Below are 23,843 nucleotides of genomic sequence, written 5' to 3'. Positions count from 1 at the left end.
TCTTTCATTTATTTCCATAAAGAATCGGGATATTCCCCGTCTGCATGAAGCTTTTTTAATGCTTCAATAACCACTGGTTTATCCTCTGTATAAGTAACGCCAAACCAAACTTTTCCTCCTTTAAGGATTTCGAAAGCTGATTTTCCTGATTGGATCAGATTATTTGCAACGGTAGGAATGTAGAATTCAGATTTCAAGTTTTCCAAATTGGCTGGAAGAAATTCATTCCACATGGACTCGATTTCCTGAAAAACACTCGGATGAAATCCCCAGAAATTCATACTCACAGGAGTATCTTCAGCGATTTCCAGTACTTCATTTTCTCCTCGGCTAACGATTTTTTCACCTTCTCGAGCGATTGAAGTCCTTTCTATCATTCCTGTTAAATGACCTTTTTCATTGGTATCACAAACACCACGGCTTACTGTACCATTTTCAGAAAGCACATTTTGAATAGCATAGCCAACCATGGCGTTTAAATCTGGCTTAACTTCAGAAGTCAGGAATTTACCTACCTCTACGAAAGCTTCACGGCCATAGAAATCATCCGCATTGATTACAGCAAAAGGTTCTTTAATCGCATCTTTAGCGCATAAAACAGCATGGGCTGTTCCAAAAGGCTTTTTACGATCCGCTTGTTTCAATTCCTCTGGAACAAAGCTATCCAAAGATTGAACTACAAAATCAACCTCGATTTTATCCTTCATTTTAGGAAGGAACATTTCTTTGGCTTCTTCGAGAATCTCTTTTCTAACGATGAAAACTACCTTGCCAAAACCAGCTTGGATCGCATCATAAATTGAATATTCCAAAATAGTCTCTCCACTAGGTCCAAACCCATCAATTTGTTTGTTCCCTCCATACCGACTACCCATTCCGGCTGCTAATACTAAAAGTGTTGGTTTCTGATTCATAATATATTGGTAATGCGCCTGCAAAATTAATTTTTTATTGCAGCGAGCCAAACTTCTGTAATCTAAGGAATGGACAAACCTGGTTTGTCAAAAAACCAACTTCTGATATATTTTATGGTTTTTGAAGAACTTTAATCTCCTGTACACCCATGCTCCTAATAATATTCTGCAATTTTTGATCAAAGCAGTTATTTTTTTAACGAGCTATTGATTTTGATTTAATTTTTCTATTACCTTCATGCCAAAATCTCAATAAACCACTAAACCCATTGTGAAAAATGAAAAAAATAGAGGCGATTATTCGAACTTCTCGATTTGACCAGATTCATGCATGCGTGGCTGGCCTAGGTGTGAAGTTTTTAACCTTCTATGAGGTAAAAGGTATGGGGCTGGAACATGCCCGTCAACAAACCTACAGAGGTGTAGCCTATGAACCAGCTTACATTCCAAGAACCAAATTGGAAATCGTAACAGTAGAAGAGCTGGTAGAACCTGTAATCAATTGTATCCTGACAGAAGGTAAAACAGGGGAAATTGGTGATGGAAAAATCTTTGTTTACGATGTTTTGGATGCATACAGAATCCGAAATAACGACAAAGGAGAAGACGCTCTTTAATCAAATTCATTTTCACCCCTGACTTATTCAAACCTATGCAAGAATTATTTACCGTCAATAACCTTTGGATGATGGTTGCCACAACAATGGTATTCATCATGCACTTAGGATTCGCCAGTTTGGAAGCTGGATTGACACGCGCAAAAAATACAGTAAACATCCTTTTCAAAAACACAATCATCCCTGCAATCGGCCTTTTAACTTATGCTTTTGTAGGCTTCAACTTAATGTATCCTGGTGCTGACTTTGCTGGATCCTTCTTTGGATTTGCAGGCTTCGGATTACCGCTTCCAGAAGGATGGGATTCAAGTAATTACAATGCTGGATATACTTTCTTCACAGATTTTATTTTCCAAGCCATGTTTGCAGCTACTGCAGCTACGATTGTTTCTGGAGCTGTAGCAGAAAGAGTTAAGCTTGGACCATTCATATTTTTCTCAATCCTTTATGTTGCTATCTGCTACCCCATCGTAGGCATGTGGAAATGGGGTGGAGGATTCCTAAACACTCTTGAGACTCCATTTTACGATTTTGCAGGATCCACCATTGTACACTCTGTAGGTGGCTGGGGAGCACTAGTAGGTGCATATCTATTAGGCCCTAGACTTGGAAAGTATACTGAAAAAGGAATGACTGCAATTCCTGGACATAACATCCCAATGGCTACAGCAGGTGTATTCTTGCTTTGGTTTGGCTGGTTCGGATTCAACGGTGGCTCTGTTTTGAGTGCTGACCCAGGATTGGTTTCCAAAGTATTTGTGACTACTTGTATCGCAGCTTCTGCTGGAGCTTTTGGAGCATTGGTTGTTTCTTTCTTGAAATTCAAAACTTACGATATCACTATGGTACTTAATGGTATCCTTGCCGGTCTGGTAGGAATTACCGCAGGTGCTGATCAGATGGGCGTAGGAGAATCTGCCATCATCGGTTTCATAGGAGGCGGATTGATTGTGTTCGCTGTTGTATTCTTCGATAAAATCAAAGTGGATGATCCTGTAGGTGCGATTTCTGTTCACCTAGTAGGCGGAATTTGGGGAACATTAGCTGTAGGGATATTCGGAGAGTTAGCAGGAATGGGTCAATTTATTTCTCAATTGATCGGAGTTGCAGCTGTTGGAGTATTCTGCGTACTATTCAGCGGCATTATTTTCTTCGTCTTGAAGAAAACAACAGGCATCCGTGTGGATGAACTAGAAGAAACTGAAGGATTGGATATCAATGAACACTCCATGAGTGCCTATCCGGATTTCAATACAAAAGATTAAATATTACTAACTACCACCAACCAAGAAAAAGCCCCGAACCTTTATGGAACGGGGCTTTTGCAATTTAATATGCTGGTTGAAAATATCGATTGAGGGTACTTTGGTGGATTTTACCGAAGGTGTCATAACACCATACTCTAAATTCCTCAAATTCTGTTGGTAAAATAAGCCTCAGGCCTTTCCTCAGCTCTCGTTCAAATAAGTAAGTACTAAAGCTGACTTTTTGCAGAATGGTCTTTACATATTCTATCATAGTTTAAAGAGTTTAGGGTTTATTAACTGAAATTATATAAGAGTACGGAAGCATTTATCCGATTGTTACGTTATTTAAAGGCGTCATAAAATAGAATTATCCCTAATTTCGCAACTATGATTAAAACGATCCTTCAAACAGCTTTGGTATGCCTGACTTTATTAAAATTTGTTAGCGCTCAAGCCCAAAATGTAGAAATTGAACTGGGTCCGGATGAAATTGGATTAAATGAAACCTTTACGATTAAAGTAACCCTATCCAATGACAAAATAAAGTCCTACGATCAGTTTCCAGATATCCCAAGTTTCCAGAAACAAGGAATCTCTCAATCCTCGTCCATGAACCTGATCAATGGGCAAATGAGTAGTTCCAATAGTATCATTCAATATTACAAGCCCTCTCGAAAAGGTAATTTCACTCTTCCTAGCTTTGATATTATCATCAATGGTAACGCGTATTCCTCCCAAGGAAAAACCATCACTGTGGGAGATGCCGCAAGTTCATCTGCTTCGAGAGCCCAAGACCCCTTTGCCAATTTCTTCGGAAGATCTGCCACGGAGGAACCCGAATTTGTGGAGGTGGAAGATGATGCATTTTTTTCTTTGGCAGTTGATAAAGATGAGGTCTATGTAGGAGAAGGGTTTAATCTAAATTTGGCTTTCTATATGTCTGAGGCCAATCAAGCTCCTTTTCAATTTTATGAGCCAGGAAGACAGTTAGATGAAATTCTAAAAAAAGTAAAGCCTTCGAATGTTTGGGAGGAAAATTACAACATCACCAATATTGAACCCGAGCAGGTCACCATCAATGGCAAAAGATGGACGAGATATAAAGTGTTCGAGGCAACTTTCTTCCCTTTTTCAGAAGGAGAAATTGAAATACCTCGGATTTCTTGGGAAATGATCAAGTATCGTGTCGCGAAGAACCCGACATTCTTTGGAGCGAATAGACAAGAAGACTTCAAAACATTTATTTCTAGTGCCAAAACCATCAAAGTAAAACCATTACCGCCACATCCACTGAAAAATGAGGTGAGTGTAGGGGAATACCAGATCCGTGAAAATATCAAAAATATTGAGGTAGAAACTGGCCAAGGCTTTGATTACAATTTTGGAATTAGCGGCGTGGGTAACATCAATGCCATCCAACCTCCTAGAAGGCTTTCCGGCGCAAACCTAAATACTTACGACCCTGATGTAAGACAGCAAATCAACCGCGGTTATGGGCGTGTTTCAGGTATCAAAGAGTTTAATTATTACATCACGATCAACGAAGCAGGCGATATAAATTTGGCAGATCATTTTGAATGGATTTATTTTGACCCTGCTAGAGCGGTTTATGATACCTTGCGACCAGAGGCCAAAATCAAAGTTGTAGGAGAGAGTAAAGTCAATCAAGCCTTATCAAGTCAACGATTAGGAGGACTTTATGATAGGATAGATGTTGAAGACAACCGGTTTTTAAACGAGCAATATAAATACTATTTTACCACAGGAATCAACATACTCCTTTTGGCAGCAGTCATATTATTGGCAGTGTTGATTATAAGAAAGAAATAATGGGTAATTCATTTGGTAAGCTATTCAAGATCACCACATTCGGCGAATCTCACGGCGTAGCTTTAGGAGTCATCATTGAAGGTTGTCCAGCTGGATTAACTATTGACGAGGAAAAAATTCGCTTAGAAATGCAGCGGAGAAAACCGGGGCAATCCAAGATCACCACCCAACGGAAAGAAGAAGATGAAATAGAAATACTTTCAGGAGTTTTTGAGGGAAAATCTACTGGTACACCCATAGGGATCGTCATTAGAAACGCTGACCAAAAGAGTAAAGACTATTCTCATATTTCAGATAAATTCCGTCCATCTCATGCCGACTACACCTATTTTGAAAAATATGGCATCCGTGATTACCGAGGAGGAGGAAGAAGTAGTGCTAGAGAAACTGCAGCAAGAGTTGCGGGCGGAGCAATTGCCAAGCAACTTTTGGAGCATTATGGAGTGAGCATTCAAGCTTATGTAAGTCAAGTAGGCAGCCTCAGACTAGAGAAACCCTATCAGGAAATGAATCTTGCTTTGGCAGAGGAAAACATCGTCAGATGCCCTGATCCTGAGGTTGCTGATCAAATGATTCAACTAATAGATTCCGTCCGACTGGAAAGAGATACTATTGGAGGAGTGGTTTCCTGTGTCATCACAAATACTCCTGCAGGAATTGGAGAACCAGTTTTTGACAGGTTACATGCAGAATTGGGAAAAGCCATGCTTAGTATCAACGCTGTAAAAGGTTTTGAATATGGAAGTGGTTTCGAGGGAATCACTATGAAAGGCTCAGAACACAATGATGCATTTTTCAAAGAGGGTGATAAAGTCAAAACCAAAACCAATTATTCAGGTGGCATCCAGGGAGGTATTTCCAATGGAGAAGACATCTATTTTAAAGTAGCATTTAAGCCTGTGGCAACGATCATGCAGGATCAAGAGTCCATCAATGAGGCCGGTGAAACAATTATAGTTTCAGGAAAAGGACGTCATGATCCATGCGTTGTGCCTAGAGCAGTACCGATTGTGGAAGCCATGGCGGCATTGGTCATAGCAGACAATATATTATTAGCAAAAAGCAACAAACTTTAAGTTATAAAAGCCTTTTAGATGTTAAAAAAGATACCCTTACACACACAGATCATCATTGGCCTAGTCTTAGGTTTGGTTTTTGGTTTGATCGTCATCAAGACTGCAATTCCAAATTCTTTTACACTGGATTACATCAAGCCAGTTGGTACAATTTTCATCAATGCATTGAAAATGATAGCCGTACCATTGGTTTTGGCTTCTTTGATTGTCGGGGTATCCAATCTGGGAGACATTTCTAAACTCAGCCGCATTGGGGGCAAAACCATTGCTACCTACCTTATTACTACTGTAGTCGCTGTGACCATTGGATTGGTTTTGGTAAATGTTTTTGCACCTGGAAAAAGCTTACCTGCAGAAACGCGAGAAAACCTGATGACACTTTATGAAGGTGACGCTGGATCTCGGGTTGGTCAAGCAGCAGAATTGCAGAAACAAAGTCCATTGCAACCTTTAGTGGATATTGTTCCGCAAAACGTTTTCCAAGCCACAACAGATAATGGAGCCATGCTTCAAGTGGTATTTTTTGCCATCATTGTAGGCGTTTCTCTCCTTAAAATCCAGAAGTCTAAAGCAGAACCAGTTATCGCTTTCTTTGATGGAATGAATGATGTGATCATCCAGATTGTGAATTACATCATGATGATTGCTCCTTATGGGGTTTTTGCTTTGATGGCTTCATTGATTGTAGAAATAGCGGGAGATAATCCTGATTCTGCAGTTCAATTACTTCTAGCACTATTAAAATACAGTCTAGTGGTTGTCGCTGGCTTATTTACCATGGTGCTGGTTGTATATCCTTTGATTTTGATGTCATTCACAAAAGTGAAATACAAGGACTTTTTTAAAGCAATCCGTCCAGCTCAATTATTGGCATTTTCTACCAGTTCAAGTTCGGCTACTCTGCCTGTGACTATGAAGCAGGTTGAAGAAGAGCTGGGAGTTTCAGAAGAAATCTCAAGTTTTGTATTGCCACTTGGTGCTACTGTTAACATGGACGGAACGAGTTTATATCAAGGCGTAGCTGCTGTGTTTATCGCTCAGGCTTTGGGAATGGATCTCAGTTTGACACAACAATTGATGATCGTGCTTACTGCTACTTTGGCATCTATTGGATCGGCGGGCGTGCCAGGAGCAGGATTGATCATGTTAATTATCGTCCTAGAATCGATAGGTGTCCCAGCCGCTGGGATTGCCTTGATTATTGCTCCAGACAGAATTTTGGATATGTTTAGAACAGTGGTGAATGTCACAGGAGACGCCACAGTTTGTACGATTGTAGCAAGTACTGAAGGGGAATTACCTGATGGTTTGATCAGAAAATCAAATCCCTTGACCCCAAATGAATAATCCGTATTAATCCATAAAAAAAGCCGGCTCTAAATTTTTGAGCCGGCTTTTTTACTTTTTAGGACCTTTATTTCAAGCTCCCGATCATATCTTCTGGTTTTACCCATTCATCGAATTGTTCGTTTGTTACCAAATTCAATGCGATCGCAGCTTCTCTCAAACTTGTTCCTTCTTTGTGTGCTTTCTTGGCAATAGCTGCTGCATTTTCATATCCAATATATGGATTCAATGCTGTCACAAGCATCAAAGAATTTTCTAAATGACGTTTGATCACTGCATCATTTGGTTTGATTCCAATTGCACAATTATCATTGAATGACACACAAGCATCTCCGATCAATCGAGCTGATTGCAAGAAATTAGCAGCAATAAGTGGCTTAAATACATTCAACTCAAAATGACCTGTAGCACCACCAATAGTAATCGCCACATCATTTCCCATTACTTGAGCTGCTACCATTGTGATAGCTTCAACTTGAGTAGGGTTTACTTTGCCTGGCATAATGGATGATCCTGGTTCATTTTCAGGGATAAGGATTTCTCCAATTCCTGATCTTGGACCTGATGAAAGCATACGGATATCATTAGCAATCTTCATTAGGCTGACAGCCACCTGCTTTAATGCTCCGTGTGTTTCCACCATCGCATCGTGTGCAGCCAATGCTTCGAATTTATTTGGCGCTGTAACAAAAGGTTGATCTGCAATATCAGCAATCTTCTGAGCTACTAATTCTGAATATCCTTGTGGAGTATTAAGGCCAGTACCAACAGCAGTTCCTCCCAAAGCCAATTCAGAAAGATGGCTTAGTGTATTGTTGATGGCTTTGATCCCATGATCCAACTGAGCTACATATCCACTGAATTCTTGCCCAAGTGTCAATGGAGTAGCATCCATAAAGTGAGTTCGGCCAATTTTTACAACTTTTTTGAAAGACTCAGCTTTGTCAGCAAGCGTATCTCTCAGTTTTTTGATTCCTGGTAAAGTTGTTTCCACCACCATTTTATAGGCAGCAATATGCATGGCTGTAGGATAAGTGTCATTGGATGATTGAGACTTATTCACATCATCATTTGGATGGATTTTTTTCTTGGAATCATTTAAAGACCCTCCCATCAAAACATGAGCTCTGTAAGCTATCACTTCATTTGCATTCATGTTTGACTGAGTTCCAGAACCAGTCTGCCAAACAACTAACGGAAACTGATCATCGTGATTACCATCTAGGATCTCATCACAAACCTTCCCGATGATCTCTGCCTTTTCTTTATCCAAAACTCCAAGTTCTGCATTAGTGTAAGCCGCAGCTTTTTTAAGGATGGCAAATGCCTTGATGATTTCAATAGGCATTCTGTTTTTCTCTCCACCAATTTTGAAATTATTGATAGAACGCTGGGTTTGGGCACCCCAATATTTGTCTGAAGGAACCTCCACAGGCCCCATCGTGTCATTTTCTATTCTGTAGCTCATATTTTCAGGAATATTGAATTTATTTTGGGCGCTAAATTAACTGCTACTTACTTTTTTCCCTAGCATGCAGCGGATTAATCCTTTAACTGCAAATTGATTAATTTATAGAAAACGGTTCTTGAGGCTTTAACCTGCCTATTGAAAAAATAAATTGCCAAGCCATAGTTTAATAAACTCAGGAAAAGGCAAATTCCTCCGTAGAAGAAATTCTGGATCAGGCCAAAATAATATCCAGCAAAACCAAGTAGGACAACTGACCAAAAAGCCAAAAAGAATAGAGCACCGGGAAACAATTTATATTTCAAGAAAATAATACTTCCTCTTGGCGTCTCTTCCACTTGCCCTAAAACCAAGGGTAAAAATGTATCTCCTTTGTCCACCACTTTGGAAATCCTGAAACCTTTTTGGCCAACCATCCCATTGAATAAAATAGTTTTGTCTCCTCTTGTCCTTTGATCTAGGTAATTAACTTCCGCCGTAACACGAATCAAATGCCCCAAAACCTCTTGCTTGGATAGGGCACTGACTAATGTTTCGCTATGGAAGGGAAGGAGGTTCACTTAATTCTATTTTACAGCGATGCAGGAGATTTCAACATTCACATTTTTGGGAAGCTTACTTACTTCCACGGTTTCCCTTGCCGGTGGGTTTGATTTAAAATACTGTCCATAGGCTTCATTGATTGTGCCAAATGCGTCCATACTTTTAATGAAAATGGTGCATTTCACCACATTGGAAAAGCTAAAACCCGCAGCTCTCAACACAGCTTCCAGATTCTTCATCACTGCATGTGTTTCCTCTGTGATATTTTCATTGATTAAATCTCCAGTCTCGGCATCTAAAGCTATCTGTCCAGAAACATATAGAGTATTTCCAGATAAAACTGCCTGAGAATATGGCCCGATGGGTGCCGGCGCTTCTTTTGTGAAAATTATCTGATTTGCCATTTGTTACTAATTCCTATTCGTTTTAAAATCTTTATTTATTCTACTTTGAATTCTTATCAGTCGATAAGGCTTCCGATCACTGTTTCTTCGCCTCATTCCAATAAACATCCATTTCTGCCAAAGTCATATCGGCAAGACTCTTTCCAGATGCCTTTGCCGCATTTTCAAGAAACTGAAATCTTTTGATAAACTTCAAGTTGGTCCTTTCCAAAGCTTCTTCTGGATTAATTTCAATAAATCTGGCGTAATTGATCAGTGAAAACAACAAATCCCCAAACTCGCCTGTGGCCTTCTCGTGATCGATTTCTTCATCGGCTGCAGCATTAAATTCCTCTTTAAATTCCTGCATTTCCTCTTCCACTTTCTCCCAGACTTGATGCTTTTCTTCCCAATCAAACCCAACTCCTCTGGCCTTTTCCTGAATTCTCATCGCTTTGATAAGTGCAGGAAGTGATTTAGGAACGCCTCCTAGAACAGAAACATTGCCTTTTTCTTTCAGTTTGATTTTTTCCCAGTTTTGTTTGACAGCTTCCTCATCTTCAGCTTTCGTGTCACCATAGATATGAGGATGTCTCCTGATCAATTTTTCACAAAGTGAGTCAATCATAGAGGTTATATCAAAATTACCTTCTTCGGAACCTATCTTCGCATAGAAAACAATATGCAATAAAATATCCCCTAACTCTTTTTTGATTTCATCAGGATTTCCTTCCAAAATCGCATCTGAGAGTTCAAAAGTTTCCTCGATTGTCAAATGCCTTAAGCTTTCCGTCGTCTGTTTTTTATCCCATGGACACTGAGCTCTTAGCTCATCCATAATGGTTAATAATTTATCAAAAGCAGCCAGCTGCTGGGCTCTTGTACTCAAATTTGACATGGTGAAGGAAACTAAGCTGGAATTATGGACGTTTTCGAAGTAAAGCTTTAAATTTGCGCAAATTTATCCGTTATGGCAACTGTATATCTTACCCTAGGTTTTGTGGCATTATTCTTCATTTTGATGTCAGTAAGACTCATTTTCATCAAAAACGGAGAGTTTAAAGGCACTTGTGCCTCACAAAACCCTTATTTGAATAAAGATGGAGGAACCTGCAGCTATTGTGGGAAAACCGTTGACGCGACAAGCGGCTGCGGCAATCCTGACAATGAAGTAGACAAAGTGATGGCCAAATTCAAATAAAAATCTTCCTGACAAAAAATTATTCAGGACATTCTCATTTTTAACTAAACTAATTACACTACGTGTCCCTAATCAAATCGATCTCTGGAATCAGAGGTACTATTGGAGGTAAAGCTGGCGAGGGCCTTACCCCAGTCGATGTGGTAAAATTCACCTCAGCATACGGAGCTTGGGTACTTGAAAATACCGGAAATCCAAAAATCGTCATCGGCAGAGATGCTCGACTTTCTGGAGAAATGATTTCCAAGTTGGTATCTGCGACCCTTCAAGGCATGGGAATCCATGTGATTGACCTTGGTCTCAGTACCACTCCTACCGTTGAGTTTGCAGTTCCTTTAGAAAAAGCCGGTGGCGGAATTATCTTGACAGCCAGTCATAATCCTATCCAATGGAATGCTCTTAAACTTTTGAATTCGAAAGGCGAGTTTATCTCAGACTTAGAGGGAAAGGATATTCTTGACAAAGCTGAAAAAGAGAACTTTTCATTTGCTGAGGTTAAAAAAATCGGAGAATACACAGTTATCGACGATTACATCGATAGACATATTCAGCATGTCTTGGATCTAGAATTGGTTGATAAAGATGCCATTGCAGCCAGAAATTTTAAGGTGGTGGTTGATGCTGTTAATTCAACTGGTGGTATCGCTGTTCCAAAGCTTCTCAGGGCCTTGGGAGTAACTGAGATTGAGGAAATGTATTGTACTCCAGATGGGCATTTCCCCCACAACCCCGAACCACTTCCAGAAAATCTTAGAGATATTTCCCATAAACTGGAAAAAGGCAGTTTCGACCTTGGGATTGTAGTTGATCCAGACGTAGACCGATTGGCATTTATAAATGAGGACGGTTCAGCTTTTGGAGAAGAATATACTTTGGTCGCTGTGGCAGACTATGTGCTATCCAAAACAAAAGGGAATACAGTATCCAATTTGAGTTCAACTAGAGCTCTGAAAGATGTAACTGAGCGTCATGAAGGCACCTATACCGCTGCAGCCGTTGGTGAAGTAAATGTGGTAAACCAGATGAAAGCCGTTAATGCAGTAATCGGTGGTGAGGGAAATGGCGGGATCATTTACCCTGCTTCTCATTATGGAAGAGATGCCTTGGTGGGTATTGGTTTATTCCTGACTCATCTTGCAAACTTTGGAAAGACTATTTCAAGACTTAGGGCAACTTATCCAAATTATTATATCTCCAAAAACAAGATTGAACTTACTCCAGAAATCAATGTAGATAAGATCCTTCTTGACATTAAGGAAAAATATAAGAAACAGCCTATCAACGACATTGACGGGGTGAAAATAGAATTCGAAAAAGAATGGGTACATTTGCGAAAGTCTAATACTGAGCCAATTATCCGAATTTATTCTGAATCCGAATCTGAGGCAACTGCAGAGCATTTGGCAAAAAAAATCATGCAGGATATCAAAGAGATCGTCAATGAATCTTTGATATAAGATTCCAAAACCAAGCGTATAACCCCGAATATAGTTTAAAATGAAAGTTTACTTAGATAACGCTGCTACTACAGCAATGGATGATCGAGTGATCGAGGCGATGCTTCCATTTATGAAGTCCCATTATGGCAATCCTTCCTCAGTACATAGTCAAGGAAGAGAAGTTAGAACAGCCATTGAAAGAGCTAGAAAAAAAGTAGCAGAATTATTGAATGCCACACCTTCAGAAATTTTCTTTACTTCGGGTGGAACAGAAGCAGATAATACAGCTTTGGTATGTGGAATCGAAAGCCACGGTATCAAGCATGCCATTACTTCTCCCTTAGAGCATCATGCGGTTTTACATACTTTGGAAGTGTGTGAAAAGAAAGGTCATATCAAGCTGAGCATCTTAAACGTCAATGAAAAGGGCGAAATAGATTTAAATCAGCTGGAAGAGCTTTTGAAAGCAAATCCCAATTCATTGGTTTCTTTGATGCATGCCAATAATGAAATTGGAAATTTGAACGATTTGAATGCTATTGGTAACCTTTGCAAGGAATACGGGGCATTTTTCCATTCCGATACTGTGCAGACCATGGGGCATTATACCCATGATATGAAAACTCTTCCTGTAGATTCATTAGTAGCAGGAGGTCATAAATTTCATGGCCCAAAAGGTTCAGGCTTTTTGTATGTGAAAAAGGATAAAAAAATCCATCCTTTCATTCATGGAGGTGCTCAAGAGCGAAATATGAGAGGAGGCACTGAAAATGTAATTGGTATCATCGGGATAACCAAAGCATTTGAACTTGCCTATGAGGAAATGGAGAGCCATCAAGCTCATGTTATTTCTCTCAAAAGTCATTTTATCAAGAGCATTTCAGAAGCAATTCCAGAGGTACAATTTAATGGGCTCTCAGGAGAATTGGATAAAAGCTTGTACACAGTCCTCAACGTTAGCTTACCGCCATCAGAAGCTAATCGCGGCATGTTATTGTTCAATCTAGACTTGGAAGGAATTGCAGCTTCAGGCGGGTCCGCTTGCAGCTCAGGCGCAACAGTAGGTTCTCATGTATTAAGAGCATTGAATCATAAACCTGAAAGAGATGCTGTCAGATTTTCTTTCAGCAGGTATAATACCATCGAAGAAATAGATTATACCATTGCTAAATTGAAAGAATTATATGCTGTAGAAGTATAAAAGAAAAGGAGCTTTAAAAAGCTCCTTTTTTGTTTATTGCTCCGCCATCATAGTAGCTGGTTTATACCCGATGGCGTATGGTGTCCAAATCTCGTAAATAGGATTGCCTGTAGAGCTTTTCCCTGAATGATGCCATTCTCCATCTATCACTTCAAAATCAAAGCTTAGACTCGCTCCTACTCGGCTATCTTCTCTTGAAAAGAAGGTAATATTTTCAACATACTTCCCATTTTCGGCGGTATAAGTCCCACCTCCTGATCCTGAAAACTCTTTAGTCTCGGAATTAAAAGCAACCCATTGGAACCGACCGCCACCAAGCATTTTGATGGTTCTTCTTGCTCCGGGAGTAGATCGTGAAATCTCACCATCTCTTTTTCTTCCTGTTATCACCCAATTGCCTGTAAGCTCATTTTCTTCATCTGAAATTTTCTCCCAAATCTCTACTAACATTCTCCCATTGATTTCAGATGAAATGACCATTTTACCATTTGCAAGATCTAGTTTATACTTATTAGTGGTTCCAACTTGGAATGGATCAAGCGTAAAGAAATCCAAGGTCTCGTAATAATTCCCGTCTTTAAATTCAAATGGGCCACCACCTGCGCTGATGAAATGGTTATCCGCAATTTTTTTAGCACCAAAAGTGAAATAATTGTCCTGATAGATTTTTACATATTCTTCTTCAGTTATTTCGCGTCCGTCTTGGTGTGTCAATTTCCAGGCTCCTTCCAAATCTTGGGCCTGAACACCAATAAAAATCAAGAGAAAAGAGAATAAAGCAAATATTTTCATGGTTTCTATGGGTTAAAAACTTCTTTATTCTGAAAATTCATCAAGAAATACCAAAAAACCAATCATTTCTTTTCTTATTGCGATTTAAAACCAAAAGTTTTGCTACCAAACCCACATGAAAAAATTCACACTAGGTAATTCAAGGGAAAACATACTTGAGATAATTCCCGAAAGGACCTTAAAGAAAGTTTTGGTAGGCGATAAATCAATAGGCCTGTTGAGGATTGAAAATAGATTCCATGCGTTCCAATCTTCATGCCCACACAAAGGAGCCTCACTTCTCGAAGGCAGCATCAATCAATTGGAAGAAATCATTTGCCCCCTACATCAATATCGATTCGATTTGAAAACAGGTAGCGTTAGGGCTGGATATTGCTCAGATTTAGAAATCTACTCAACGGAGTTAACCAATAAAGGCCTAATAATTCTACTTCCTTAATGAAGCTTTGCTCCATTTGGAACCTGGCCATCTACTGTAGCTAAAATAATCCCTCCTTTTTCTGAGGTAAAGCCCGTTACCAAAACTTCAGACATGAAATCTGCAATTTGTTTAGGAGGAAAATTACAAACACATAGAACCTGTTTTCCAATCAACTGCTTGGGACTGTAATGGTCCGTAACCTGAGCAGAAGATTTTTTGGTTCCCAAAGCTTCGCCAAGGTCAATCCAAATTTTATAAGCAGGTTTTCGGGCTTTCTCAAAAATTTCTACATGTGTAATTGTCCCAACTCTTAATTCAATTTTGTCGAAATCTTTATAGTCAATCGTTTGCATAGACAAATTTTTTTATAATTTTAAGAACCTTTTGCAAATACTGTAGTTTACATTAATAGGACACAATTTTACAAACGTTCATGAAACTTACATTTCCTTTTTATAAAATTAGCTTATCAGCACTTTTCGTACTGGGATTATGCTTTTTTGCAGAGGAATCTTTTGCGCAGAGCAGTCAAGAGAAGGTTGATTTGGAAAACGTTAAATCATCAGATAAGCCAGTGATTGATGATCAAGGTGCAAATTCTGAATCTTTAGCACCTAAAATTTTGGCCCCTAAGCCTTTGCAAAATAATAACAACAATAAGGTTGCTGTTAAAAGAGATCTTCCAGCTGGTGGAGTTGACAAAGAAGTAAAAAAAGACGAGGCAACTCCTTCCACATTATCATTTAATATTTTTCTTTATATAGTTGACAAGTTCAAAGCTGATTAAAGAAATCAAGATAAATAAAAAAGAGGCTTCGAGCCTCTTTTTTATTTATCCCTCCTAAGATTAAACTTCATTTATGAATTTTTCCAGATCATCTAATTGAAGCATTCCTTCATAATAGGCTCTACCGAATACTGCAGCTCTTAGCCCAATATCTTTAAGCCTTTTAAAATCATCAATGTTTCGGACTCCCCCACTAGCAGCAATATGCAAGTTTGGAAAACGCTTTACCAAATCTGCGTAAAGATCAAAGTTTGGTCCTTGCATTACTCCGTCTCTTGTCACATCTGAGCATTTCAAATATTTCAGCCCTCTTTCATAAAAGAACTCTATATGATCGTACAGATCTATTTCTGTTTTCTTAAGCCAGCCTTTAATTTTTATCTTTTTATCCTCTGGATTAGTATCTGCTGCTAAGTTGATTTTTTCTCTTCCATAAGAAAGAATAAACTGGCTGAATCGCTCAGGATGGTTAGCAGCTGCCGAAGCAATAGTTACTGATTTAGCACCAAACTCCAAACATTTGATAACATCTCCATCAGTCGAAATACCTCCTGTAAAATCAATTATCAGGTTTGTATACCCAGCAATTGCTTCAAGAATATGATAATTTTTAGGTTCGCCTCGTCTTGCACCATCCAAATCCACTAGGTGTAACCTTTTGATTCCAATAGATTCAAATCCCTGGGCAATCTCTAATGGATTGTTGGAAATAGCCTCTTCAGTGGCAAAATCACCTCTTTTCAAGCGGACGCACTTGCCATTTATAAGCCAAATCGATGGAATAATCTCAAACATGTATTAAAATAATAAGTTTATAGAGCCTTTGAAAATATAACTTTTTCTTAAAGATAATACAGAGTGGCACTTTCTCACTCAGCCAACCCTTAATTCTATGATTTTTTTGATAGAGTCAACCCCAAAAGCTAAAGTCAAAATCCCAATCAGAATTTCAACCTTGCTATTCTACCTTCAGATCCAGAAGCCCAAATTGCGCCTTCTGCATGACCGAGTTTAACAGCATGGAAACCAACTTCCGAAAAATTCTTCCAGCTATTTCCGCCATCATTTGAAAAGTCAGAACCAGTTGGCCCAACGGCAACTAACCAATGGAAGCGTGGAAAATACGCAACTCCAGATCTGTACCCTTTAGGTCTAGAAATAGGGGCAACCCATTCATTTCTCTCAGTTATAAATGTCGCTGCATTATTTGTGGTATCATCCATAGCAACATAATCGCCACCCACTAAAAAGATTTCTCCATTTCCTAAACTTGTCAATGAGAATATTCCTTTGGAAGGTTCGCCTTGGACAAAAGGAGAGTTCCACTTTACCCAAGATTCTCCATGATCCGGTGAGAAATGAAGATTAGCTTCCATACCTCCACTTCCTAGCCAAATCCTGGATCCCTCTGAAATCAATGAAGTAGCACTGGCAGCAAAACCGGCTTCGCCTTCTATTGCATCGGGTAGGTTGAGCACTGGGTACCAAGAATCACCTTGATTGGCTGTTTGCAAAATCGTCCATTTCCCATCTACAGGGTCTCCAAAAACATAGCCTCTCTCTGGACTAGAAAATGATATTCCATCCAAAAATGCTTCCTCACCTTCCTGATGTTTTAAGGACCAAGTAAGACCGCCGTCTTCTGTTTTAAATATAACAGCAGGCTGGCCTGCAGAAACAACGACAGCTTTCAGCGCATCAAAAGCATGAATAGATCTAAAATCAACCGTATCTAAGCCACCTACTACACCATGATCCCAGGTCAGCCCTCCATCGATCGTTCTTAGCCATGTTCCATTGCTACCTGAAGCCCAGGCTATTTCAGCTGTAACTGGCGAAAGCCCCCTTAAGGAGGCTTTCACTGGTGTTTCGTATACCTCCCAGCCCAATGGACTTTCAGGAGTATTCGTTTCTTTTGTTTGGCAGGAAAAAATAATCCCGCAGAACAAAACACATAAAATCTTCCGCATAGGCGAAATTACATTATATCTACTTTTCTGTAAGCTTCAATTAAGGCTTTTTCTCCATCTGCTCCAGGAATTGCATTTCCATGCTCCATTCCACAGATTCCTTTGAAACCTTTATCATTAATAAATTTGAAAACATTTCCATAATTGATTTCACCAGTTCCTGGCTCTTTCCTTCCTGGATTGTCACCAATCTGGATGTATGCAATTTCATCCCAAGTCTTCTGCATGGTCGCAATGAGATTCCCCTCATTTCGCTGCATATGATAGATATCGTACAAAATCTTACATGCTGGGCTATCAACAGCCTTACAGATCATATAAGATTGATCCGCATGTCTTAGGAAAAGATCAGGGTTATCACTTAGTGGTTCCATGACCATCACCAAACCGTGAGGTTCAAAAATCTCTGCCGCACGCTTATAGGCTTCAATGACATTACCAGTCTGAACTCCTATGGGTAGATTTCTCTCAAAGTAACCAGGGACTACAGTCATCCAAGTTGCATTAACACGCTTGGCAACTTCTACAGACTCTCTACATGTTTCAAGAAACTTATCCATAAACTCCTGCTTGCCAGAAGTAAGAGAAACCTTCCAGTTATCTCCACCATCAATAACAAACACACCCATTCTCATTCCCAAAGACTCCATAGTCTTTGCTATTAAAGTTTGGTCCTCAACAGATCTTCGAAGCATTCCATTGTCCTCTAAAGATCGGAAGCCCTGATCAGCCATGAATTTTAATTCGTCTACTATTCCACCTGGAGCTGAATTTCTGAACATTCCAAAATGAGGAGCAAAATCCATCTTGAAAGTAGGTTCTGTCATTCCTTTGGTTTCTGCGAAAGTTGGTAAAACCGAACCTGCAGCAAGGGTGAAGGCGGAACCTCCTAAACCCAGATTTCTAATAAATTTTCTTCTTTCCATGGTTTAAACAGTAATGGTTTTTCCAGGAATTGCATGAGGATAGAAACCATCTGCATTAGGAAGCAATTTAGGAGCAGCATCCCAAGCCAAAGTTTCAGGGAATAAGCTGATCTCAGAATTAATCGCATCATCCATGGTAATTACTTTACCTGAATAGGTCGCAGCTCTACCCAAAAGCGAAGTCATGGTGCTTCTTGCTCCATTTTCCGCATCGGCAAACTTATATTCTCCCTTAACAATAGCAGCCCATAGTTCATTATGTTCTTGCTGATAAGGGTTGATATTATTTTCTCTATCGTGTTCGTAAATTTTATTTCCGGCATAATCGGTCAATACACCATGATTTCCAGCACTTAAATACGCTTTACCCTTTGTACCTTGGAATGACTCATCCACACGGTTAGCAGCGCCTGGAAAGTGTCTACATTCACTTTGAATCACTGTCCCGTCAGCGTAAGTGAACAGAACAGAGTGGTGATCAAAAATTTCACCGAATTCTTTTCCAGTTCTTACCATTCTTCCACCAGTACCTTCAGCTTTCACAGGATATCCTTTTTTCACCCAGTTAGCCACATCGATGTTGTGAACGTGCTGCTCAGTGATATGGTCTCCGCAAAGCCAGTTGAAATAATACCAGTTTCTCATTTGGTATTCCATTTCTGTTTGCTCAGGCTTACGAGGTCTAACCCATACTCCACCGTCATTCCAATACACTTGACCACCGATAATATCACCGATTTCTCCAGCATGGATTTTAGCAATGGTTTTTCTGTAGTTATCCTGATAGTGACGTTGTAAACCAACTACAACATTCAACTTTTTAGCTTTAGCCTCTTCAGCAGCTTTTAAAACTTTTCTAATACCTACCGCATCAGTCGCAACAGGCTTTTCCATAAAAATCTGCTTTCCTTGCTTCACTGCTTCAGTGAAGTGATCTGGTCTAAAGCCTGGAGGGGTAGCCAAAATAACAACGTCTGCTTCAGCGATTGCATGCTTGTATGCATCAAATCCGACAAACTTTCTATCTTCTGGTACATCTACTTTTTCAGCACCATATTTATCTAAAATAGGCTTCAAGCTTCCGTCTAATCTATCTCTAAAAGCATCAGCCATTGCCACCAATTTAATAGGATGGCCGGTCTCCATGGCTTGGAAAACAGCACCTGTACCTCTGCCACCGCAACCGATCAAGGCAAGTTTCAAATGTGTTTCTTTTGGTGCTGCATAAGCACCTGGCAATACAAATGATTGAGCTGCAAGAACTCCTCCTGTCGCTAGGGCAGAAGCTTTGATAAAATCTCTTCTAGTGTTTTTCATGATGTTGGTATTTCAGGGTTTCAATAATCCGCAATAGGTTCTGCGTTATAATAAGCGTTAATTTCTTCTGGACTTGGCGGGTTCAATGGCCTCACCAATCTCAATCCTATAAAAGGAGCTTCAGGAAACCACCATTGACTCTTAGGGATCTGTGGATCCAATTGTTTCCATTTAGCCTCACTTACAAATCTTTTAGAAGAGCTCACCTCTTCAGCTGGAGTCTTATAGCTTCCCCCTCTAACAATCCGAGGGTACAATTTCAAAGAAGGATTTACAGGATTCTTAGAAGGTGAATTTTTATAAAATTCAGGATCATATTGATCTGAAGTCCATTCAAAAACATTCCCGTAGATATCATATAAACCCCAAGGATTTGGTTTTTTCTGTCCTATTTTATGAGTTTCCTCATTGCTGTTTTCTTTGGTCCAGGCATATTCAGAAAGCATGGACTCATCATCACCAAAGAAATATTTTGTATCTGAACCTGCTTTGGCAGCATACTCCCATTCTGCCTCAGTAGGTAGTCTATAGAATATTCCTGTTTTCAAATACAACCAATGACAATATTGAATTGCTCCATATTGAGTCATTCCGATCGCTGGTTTTCCTTCTTTTCCCATCCCAAAAGTCATATCCAGGTAAGGTAAACTAGGTCTAGTCAATCCATCTACTACTGCACCAATCGGTTCCTCTGAAACAGCTAATTCATAATTTTTATCTAGAAAAAGCTCAAATGCATCCCAAGTCACTTCATGTGTACCCATCCAAAATGGGTCAATCGTTACTTCATGAACTGGTTTTTCATCTTCATTTGGACTTGAGGATGAACCCATTTTAAATGTTCCTCCCTCTATGGGAGTCATATCAAATGTGACAGGTGTTCCAGGTATTCTTTGGCTATAGGATTCAAAAATGGGTTTATCTAGCCCATAAAATGCCAAAATTCCGACCAGAACTACTGGCAAAATCAACTTTTTCATTGTAATCGTACGCTAATCTCTAGCAGGTTAAAATAGGTATTTAATAGTTTTTATTTATTATTCTTTTGACGAATGGATAAGAACGGATTTTAAACCCTCTCCTTTGACTAAAAAAAGCAAATTATCGTCTATTTGAACAATTTTACGGGTGTCTCCTTTAATAGAAAGCCCTGACAAAATCTTTGGTAAATAGGTGAAATTACCTTTAGAATCACCCAGAAAAACCATTGCATGATTGGCGTCATACTTACCATAGCGCAATTTTGTCTGATTCATATTTCCAGCAATCACCAAATCCTTGTTACCATCTCCATCTACATCCAAATAAGCTGATGCAAACACCGGAGAGAACTGAAACTGAATCGGTAACTCTTTCTGAACAAGCTTTCCTACTTGGTTTTGAACGAAAAGGGAGGTCCCTAAATTATTTATCGATATTTTTTTAGCTCCTTCTCTTTCCTCCGCAGTGAAAATTTCATCCGATTTAACTGTCGCGAAAGATTTAAAGTCCAAATATCTCTTCTTTAAGAAATTCACCTGACCAAGTAATTCATCTCTACTTACAGTGGGGTATTTCTCATCTCCGATATAAGAGCTTAAAATAGCATCGATGGATCCATTTCCATCAAAATCTTTGTAGAGTAATTCTGCAGGCTTTTGATCGGAAACCTGTAATTGTGAGTTGGTCCCCAGATTTCCAGCCAAAAGATCCATTTTCCCATCTCCATTAAAATCCTCGATAGTTAAATAATTCCAGAATCCTATTTGAAGTTCGTCAAAATATTTGGATGTGGCATCCTGTAGCATCCCAGCGTTTAGTTCAAAAACCTGAATCGGCATTGCTTCACCAGCTACTACTAACTCATCAATTCCATCACCATTCAAATCTGCCATTTGGGCATCCGTCACCATCCCAAGTTCTTTCAAGAATGGAGCAATTTGATTTGTCCCATCTTTAAATTTGCCTTGACCATTATTGAGCCAAATCCTGGAACCAGGAGATAAAGGATATTGTCCAGGAACCACTCTTCCTCCTACAAAAAGATCCAGATTTCCATCTCCATTAAAATCATGAGCTAATGCTGTACCTGTTGCAAATACATCATTCGGAAGAGCCTCAGATAGGATTGAAAACTTTCCTTTTCCGTCATTCAGGTAAAGTCGGTCAGCTAACTTTGGATCATTCTCTGTAAAATCATAAACACCCCCACTCCCTACAAAAAGATCCGGAAATCCATCCCCATTTGCATCGAAGCTTAGGGCTACAGCGTCCTCAGATTCCTTTGCTCCCACAAAAGAGCTTGAGTCTGAGAGAACCAAGTTACCCGCTGCGTTTAGAAAAAAGACTTTCCCACTGACACCTGGCCCTGCTCCAACAAACAAATCTTTCTTTCCATCTCCATTAAAATCCTCCGCTACCAATGCTTTTCCATTTCCAGAAATAGCATTTGTCAATAAAGGCTGACGTTTGAAATCATTGATTTTTCGCTCACCAGTGATCTTTATTTCCTGCCCCTTGGAAAACAAAACCTTTGAAGAATCTTTTCCTTTATTAGAATTTTGAACAGCTTCATCTTGCGAAAGAATTAACTCCTGATTAGCGGGCACATTCTGCATGATGGTGACTTTCTGATCAGGCCAAGTGACGATCAACGAGTCGATTGAAGTTGCTGTTCCAAGACCAAAATGTAAAATAGGTGTCACCGAAGATTGGAAACCTCTGTAAATATTTTGTTCCAAAAACTGGGTTTCTCCATTTGCATAAACTTTTACGCTTGCTCCGAGGGCAAGAGTATTTTTAGAATTTCCCTGCAGTTTTATTTTGAGGAAATTTCCAGCATTCTGTTCCCTGCTTTGGTTTTGATAGACGAAGGCCTTTGAGTTGATATTGTTTATTACTAAATCCAAATCGCCATCATTATCAAGATCCGAATAGGCCACTCCATTGCTATTGGCAGGCCTGTCTAATCCCCAAGAATCTGTAACATTTTTGAAAGAAAGGTTGCTATTATTCTTGTAGATGTAATTGGTCAGATTTGATGAAGGCATATTTTTCACCATGTTCAACAGATCCTCTCTCTTTAATTTCCCACCGGAAGTCTGTACATAGTTATCCATGTATTTGAGGAAGTCCATATTATTGTAATCTCTCAAATAACCATTGCTGACAAATAGATCTTTCCAGCCGTCGTTATCAAAATCAGCGAATAAACTTGCCCAACTCCAGTCAGTGTTTGATATTCCTGCCACCTGACCAATCTCATAAAATGTCCCATCTCCATTATTTACATGAAGCATATTTCTCATGTATTGATGATGAAATCCTTTTTTTACATTCAAGTCAAAGACCTCATAATTATCAGGTGCCAAAAGCAATTTTTGTCTCTCGTTTCCTTCGGGCATCATGTCCAAAGTCATGATATCAACTAATCCATCATTGTTGATATCTGCAATGTCATTTCCCATAGAAAAATTAGAAACATGATCAATCATCGTCAGGATTTCATCTTTGAAAGTTCCATTCTTTTGATTGATGTATAGGTAATCAGGAATGGTGTAATCATTGCCGATGTAAATATCCGGCCATCCATCTCTGTTGATATCCGAAATGGCCAATCCCAATCCATAGGATAAACTGGAACTGGAAATCTCAGCCTGGATAGTGATTTCTACAAATTTTCCATTCTTGTTTTCAAAAAGCTGTGGTCCGGCTTCGTGTTTTTCTTTGAGGGCAGATTTGGTTACAGCCAAGTCTAAAATCTGGGTAGACTTGGTATTGTGATTCAATAAAAACAAATCCAGATCACCATCTTTATCAAAGTCAAAAAAACTAGCAGATGTACTTGGTGAGCCAGATGCAATACCATACTCTTCGGCCATCTCTTTGAAAATTGGTATACCTTCCGAGTTGGTTCCCTGATTTACAAAAAGCTCATTTTTACGTTTTTCGGGTGATAAATTTCCAGAATAACATAAGTAAATATCCATTAGATTATCTCCATTGATATCTACCATCGTCACACCGGTTTTCCATGGCCCAGGTCGTCCTATTGCTCCGGAAATCTCCGTTATATCTTGAAACTGAAAATCACCCTTATTCAAATAGAGTTTGTTTCCAGAGACATTCGCAGAAAAATAAATATCTTCTAATCCATCCCCATTTAAATCCCCGACAGCAACACCTCCTCCATTATAGAGGTATTCATACATGAGGACATTCAGGTTTAAGGACTCGTTTAAAGTGTTTTGAAAATCAATTCCAGAGGTTGAGGAATCTATTAATTTGAAAAGTGTTGGGCATTTAGGTTCAACTTGTTCAGGACTCCCATTATCCGATTTATTGGAACAAGAAAAAAAAAATAGCAGGGTTATTAGGGTAATGCT

23 protein-coding genes are annotated in these 23,843 nt (G+C 39.3%); 10 read left to right on the top strand and 13 right to left on the bottom strand.

What is annotated here, in order from left to right; genetic code table 11:
* Positions 1-8: 8 nt before the first annotated feature.
* Positions 9-914 carry a nucleotidyltransferase family protein gene (locus J0A69_RS04845; protein ID WP_206585368.1) on the bottom strand — a complete coding sequence of 302 codons (906 nt, stop codon included), beginning with the start codon at positions 912-914 and terminating at the stop codon, positions 9-11.
* 278 nt (positions 915-1,192) lie between these two features.
* On the opposite strand from J0A69_RS04845, the gene J0A69_RS04840 reads away from it, so the two are divergent.
* From J0A69_RS04840 to J0A69_RS04820, 5 genes are all read left to right on the top strand, one after another.
* Positions 1,193-1,531 carry a P-II family nitrogen regulator gene (locus J0A69_RS04840; RefSeq protein WP_206585367.1) on the top strand — a complete coding sequence of 113 codons (339 nt, stop codon included), beginning with the start codon at positions 1,193-1,195 and terminating at the stop codon, positions 1,529-1,531.
* Positions 1,532-1,566: 35 nt separating this feature from the next.
* The gene (locus J0A69_RS04835; protein WP_206585366.1) at positions 1,567-2,796 is read left to right on the top strand and encodes an ammonium transporter; all 1,230 of its coding nucleotides are present in this window, start codon (positions 1,567-1,569) and stop codon (positions 2,794-2,796) included.
* A gap of 369 nt (positions 2,797-3,165) precedes the next feature.
* Positions 3,166-4,608, top strand: coding sequence for a BatD family protein (locus J0A69_RS04830; RefSeq protein WP_206585365.1), 1,443 nt, complete (start codon positions 3,166-3,168; stop codon positions 4,606-4,608).
* Complete coding sequence (aroC, locus tag J0A69_RS04825; RefSeq protein WP_206585364.1) at positions 4,608-5,684, top strand: chorismate synthase; 1,077 nt, start codon at positions 4,608-4,610, stop codon at positions 5,682-5,684. Before J0A69_RS04830 ends, aroC begins: the two co-directional genes overlap by 1 nt.
* A gap of 18 nt (positions 5,685-5,702) precedes the next feature.
* The gene (locus J0A69_RS04820) at positions 5,703-7,031 is read left to right on the top strand and encodes a dicarboxylate/amino acid:cation symporter (protein WP_206585363.1); all 1,329 of its coding nucleotides are present in this window, start codon (positions 5,703-5,705) and stop codon (positions 7,029-7,031) included.
* Between the two features lie 67 nt (positions 7,032-7,098).
* Here the strand turns inward: J0A69_RS04820 and fumC are convergent, their stop codons facing one another.
* From fumC to mazG, 4 genes are all read right to left on the bottom strand, one after another.
* Positions 7,099-8,499, bottom strand: coding sequence for a class II fumarate hydratase (gene fumC / locus J0A69_RS04815; RefSeq protein WP_206585362.1), 1,401 nt, complete (start codon positions 8,497-8,499; stop codon positions 7,099-7,101).
* Between the two features lie 74 nt (positions 8,500-8,573).
* Positions 8,574-9,059: a hypothetical protein gene (locus J0A69_RS04810; RefSeq protein WP_206585361.1), complete on the bottom strand. Its 486-nt coding sequence runs from the start codon at positions 9,057-9,059 to the stop codon at positions 8,574-8,576.
* A 6-nt stretch (positions 9,060-9,065) separates the two neighbouring features.
* Positions 9,066-9,446: a RidA family protein gene (locus J0A69_RS04805; protein ID WP_206585360.1), complete on the bottom strand. Its 381-nt coding sequence runs from the start codon at positions 9,444-9,446 to the stop codon at positions 9,066-9,068.
* Positions 9,447-9,522: 76 nt separating this feature from the next.
* On the bottom strand, positions 9,523-10,323 hold the full coding sequence (gene mazG, locus J0A69_RS04800; protein WP_206585359.1) for a nucleoside triphosphate pyrophosphohydrolase: 801 nt from the start codon (positions 10,321-10,323) through the stop codon (positions 9,523-9,525).
* Between the two features lie 72 nt (positions 10,324-10,395).
* On the opposite strand from mazG, the gene J0A69_RS04795 reads away from it, so the two are divergent.
* From J0A69_RS04795 to J0A69_RS04785, 3 genes are all read left to right on the top strand, one after another.
* Positions 10,396-10,626, top strand: coding sequence for a hypothetical protein (locus tag J0A69_RS04795; protein ID WP_206585358.1), 231 nt, complete (start codon positions 10,396-10,398; stop codon positions 10,624-10,626).
* A 62-nt stretch (positions 10,627-10,688) separates the two neighbouring features.
* Positions 10,689-12,083: a phosphoglucosamine mutase gene (gene glmM / locus J0A69_RS04790; RefSeq protein WP_206585357.1), complete on the top strand. Its 1,395-nt coding sequence runs from the start codon at positions 10,689-10,691 to the stop codon at positions 12,081-12,083.
* Positions 12,084-12,123: 40 nt separating this feature from the next.
* Positions 12,124-13,266: a cysteine desulfurase family protein gene (locus J0A69_RS04785; RefSeq protein ID WP_206585356.1), complete on the top strand. Its 1,143-nt coding sequence runs from the start codon at positions 12,124-12,126 to the stop codon at positions 13,264-13,266.
* 33 nt (positions 13,267-13,299) lie between these two features.
* Here the strand turns inward: J0A69_RS04785 and J0A69_RS04780 are convergent, their stop codons facing one another.
* A complete protein-coding gene (locus J0A69_RS04780; RefSeq protein WP_206585355.1) occupies positions 13,300-14,058 on the bottom strand; it encodes a hypothetical protein in 759 nt (252 codons plus the stop codon).
* Between the two features lie 115 nt (positions 14,059-14,173).
* Here J0A69_RS04780 and J0A69_RS04775 point away from each other — a divergent pair, with 115 nt between their 5' ends.
* On the top strand, positions 14,174-14,497 hold the full coding sequence (locus tag J0A69_RS04775; protein WP_206585354.1) for a Rieske (2Fe-2S) protein: 324 nt from the start codon (positions 14,174-14,176) through the stop codon (positions 14,495-14,497).
* Here the strand turns inward: J0A69_RS04775 and J0A69_RS04770 are convergent.
* Positions 14,494-14,832: a tRNA-binding protein gene (locus J0A69_RS04770; protein WP_206585353.1), complete on the bottom strand. Its 339-nt coding sequence runs from the start codon at positions 14,830-14,832 to the stop codon at positions 14,494-14,496. The two genes, J0A69_RS04775 and J0A69_RS04770, sit on opposite strands and share 4 nt — an antisense overlap.
* Before the next feature lie 80 nt (positions 14,833-14,912).
* Here J0A69_RS04770 and J0A69_RS04765 point away from each other — a divergent pair, with 80 nt between their 5' ends.
* Positions 14,913-15,266: a hypothetical protein gene (locus J0A69_RS04765; protein WP_206585352.1), complete on the top strand. Its 354-nt coding sequence runs from the start codon at positions 14,913-14,915 to the stop codon at positions 15,264-15,266.
* A gap of 60 nt (positions 15,267-15,326) precedes the next feature.
* Here the strand turns inward: J0A69_RS04765 and J0A69_RS04760 are convergent, their stop codons facing one another.
* The 6 genes from J0A69_RS04760 to J0A69_RS04735 all read right to left on the bottom strand — a co-directional run bounded on the left by J0A69_RS04760 (position 15,327) and on the right by J0A69_RS04735 (position 23,669).
* Positions 15,327-16,061 (bottom strand): 1-(5-phosphoribosyl)-5-[(5-phosphoribosylamino)methylideneamino]imidazole-4-carboxamide isomerase, encoded by a 735-nt coding sequence (locus tag J0A69_RS04760; protein ID WP_206585351.1) that lies wholly within the window; start codon positions 16,059-16,061, stop codon positions 15,327-15,329.
* A 146-nt stretch (positions 16,062-16,207) separates the two neighbouring features.
* Positions 16,208-17,236 carry a WD40/YVTN/BNR-like repeat-containing protein gene (locus J0A69_RS04755; RefSeq protein ID WP_206585350.1) on the bottom strand — a complete coding sequence of 343 codons (1,029 nt, stop codon included), beginning with the start codon at positions 17,234-17,236 and terminating at the stop codon, positions 16,208-16,210.
* 8 nt (positions 17,237-17,244) lie between these two features.
* Positions 17,245-18,162: a hydroxypyruvate isomerase family protein gene (locus J0A69_RS04750; protein ID WP_206585349.1), complete on the bottom strand. Its 918-nt coding sequence runs from the start codon at positions 18,160-18,162 to the stop codon at positions 17,245-17,247.
* 3 nt (positions 18,163-18,165) lie between these two features.
* Positions 18,166-19,479 carry a Gfo/Idh/MocA family protein gene (locus J0A69_RS04745; protein WP_206585348.1) on the bottom strand — a complete coding sequence of 438 codons (1,314 nt, stop codon included), beginning with the start codon at positions 19,477-19,479 and terminating at the stop codon, positions 18,166-18,168.
* Between the two features lie 20 nt (positions 19,480-19,499).
* Positions 19,500-20,459, bottom strand: coding sequence for a formylglycine-generating enzyme family protein (locus J0A69_RS04740; RefSeq protein WP_206585347.1), 960 nt, complete (start codon positions 20,457-20,459; stop codon positions 19,500-19,502).
* A gap of 57 nt (positions 20,460-20,516) precedes the next feature.
* On the bottom strand, positions 20,517-23,669 hold the full coding sequence (locus J0A69_RS04735) for a VCBS repeat-containing protein (RefSeq protein WP_236032644.1): 3,153 nt from the start codon (positions 23,667-23,669) through the stop codon (positions 20,517-20,519).
* Positions 23,670-23,843: the final 174 nt, after the last annotated feature.

Origin of the sequence: Algoriphagus pacificus (assembly GCF_017254845.1) — a bacterium.
In the GTDB taxonomy this organism is placed as follows: Bacteria; Bacteroidota; Bacteroidia; order Cytophagales; family Cyclobacteriaceae; genus Algoriphagus; species Algoriphagus pacificus.
Note: the sequence above shows the minus strand (reverse complement) of the source record. Positions and strands in the feature narration are given on the sequence as shown.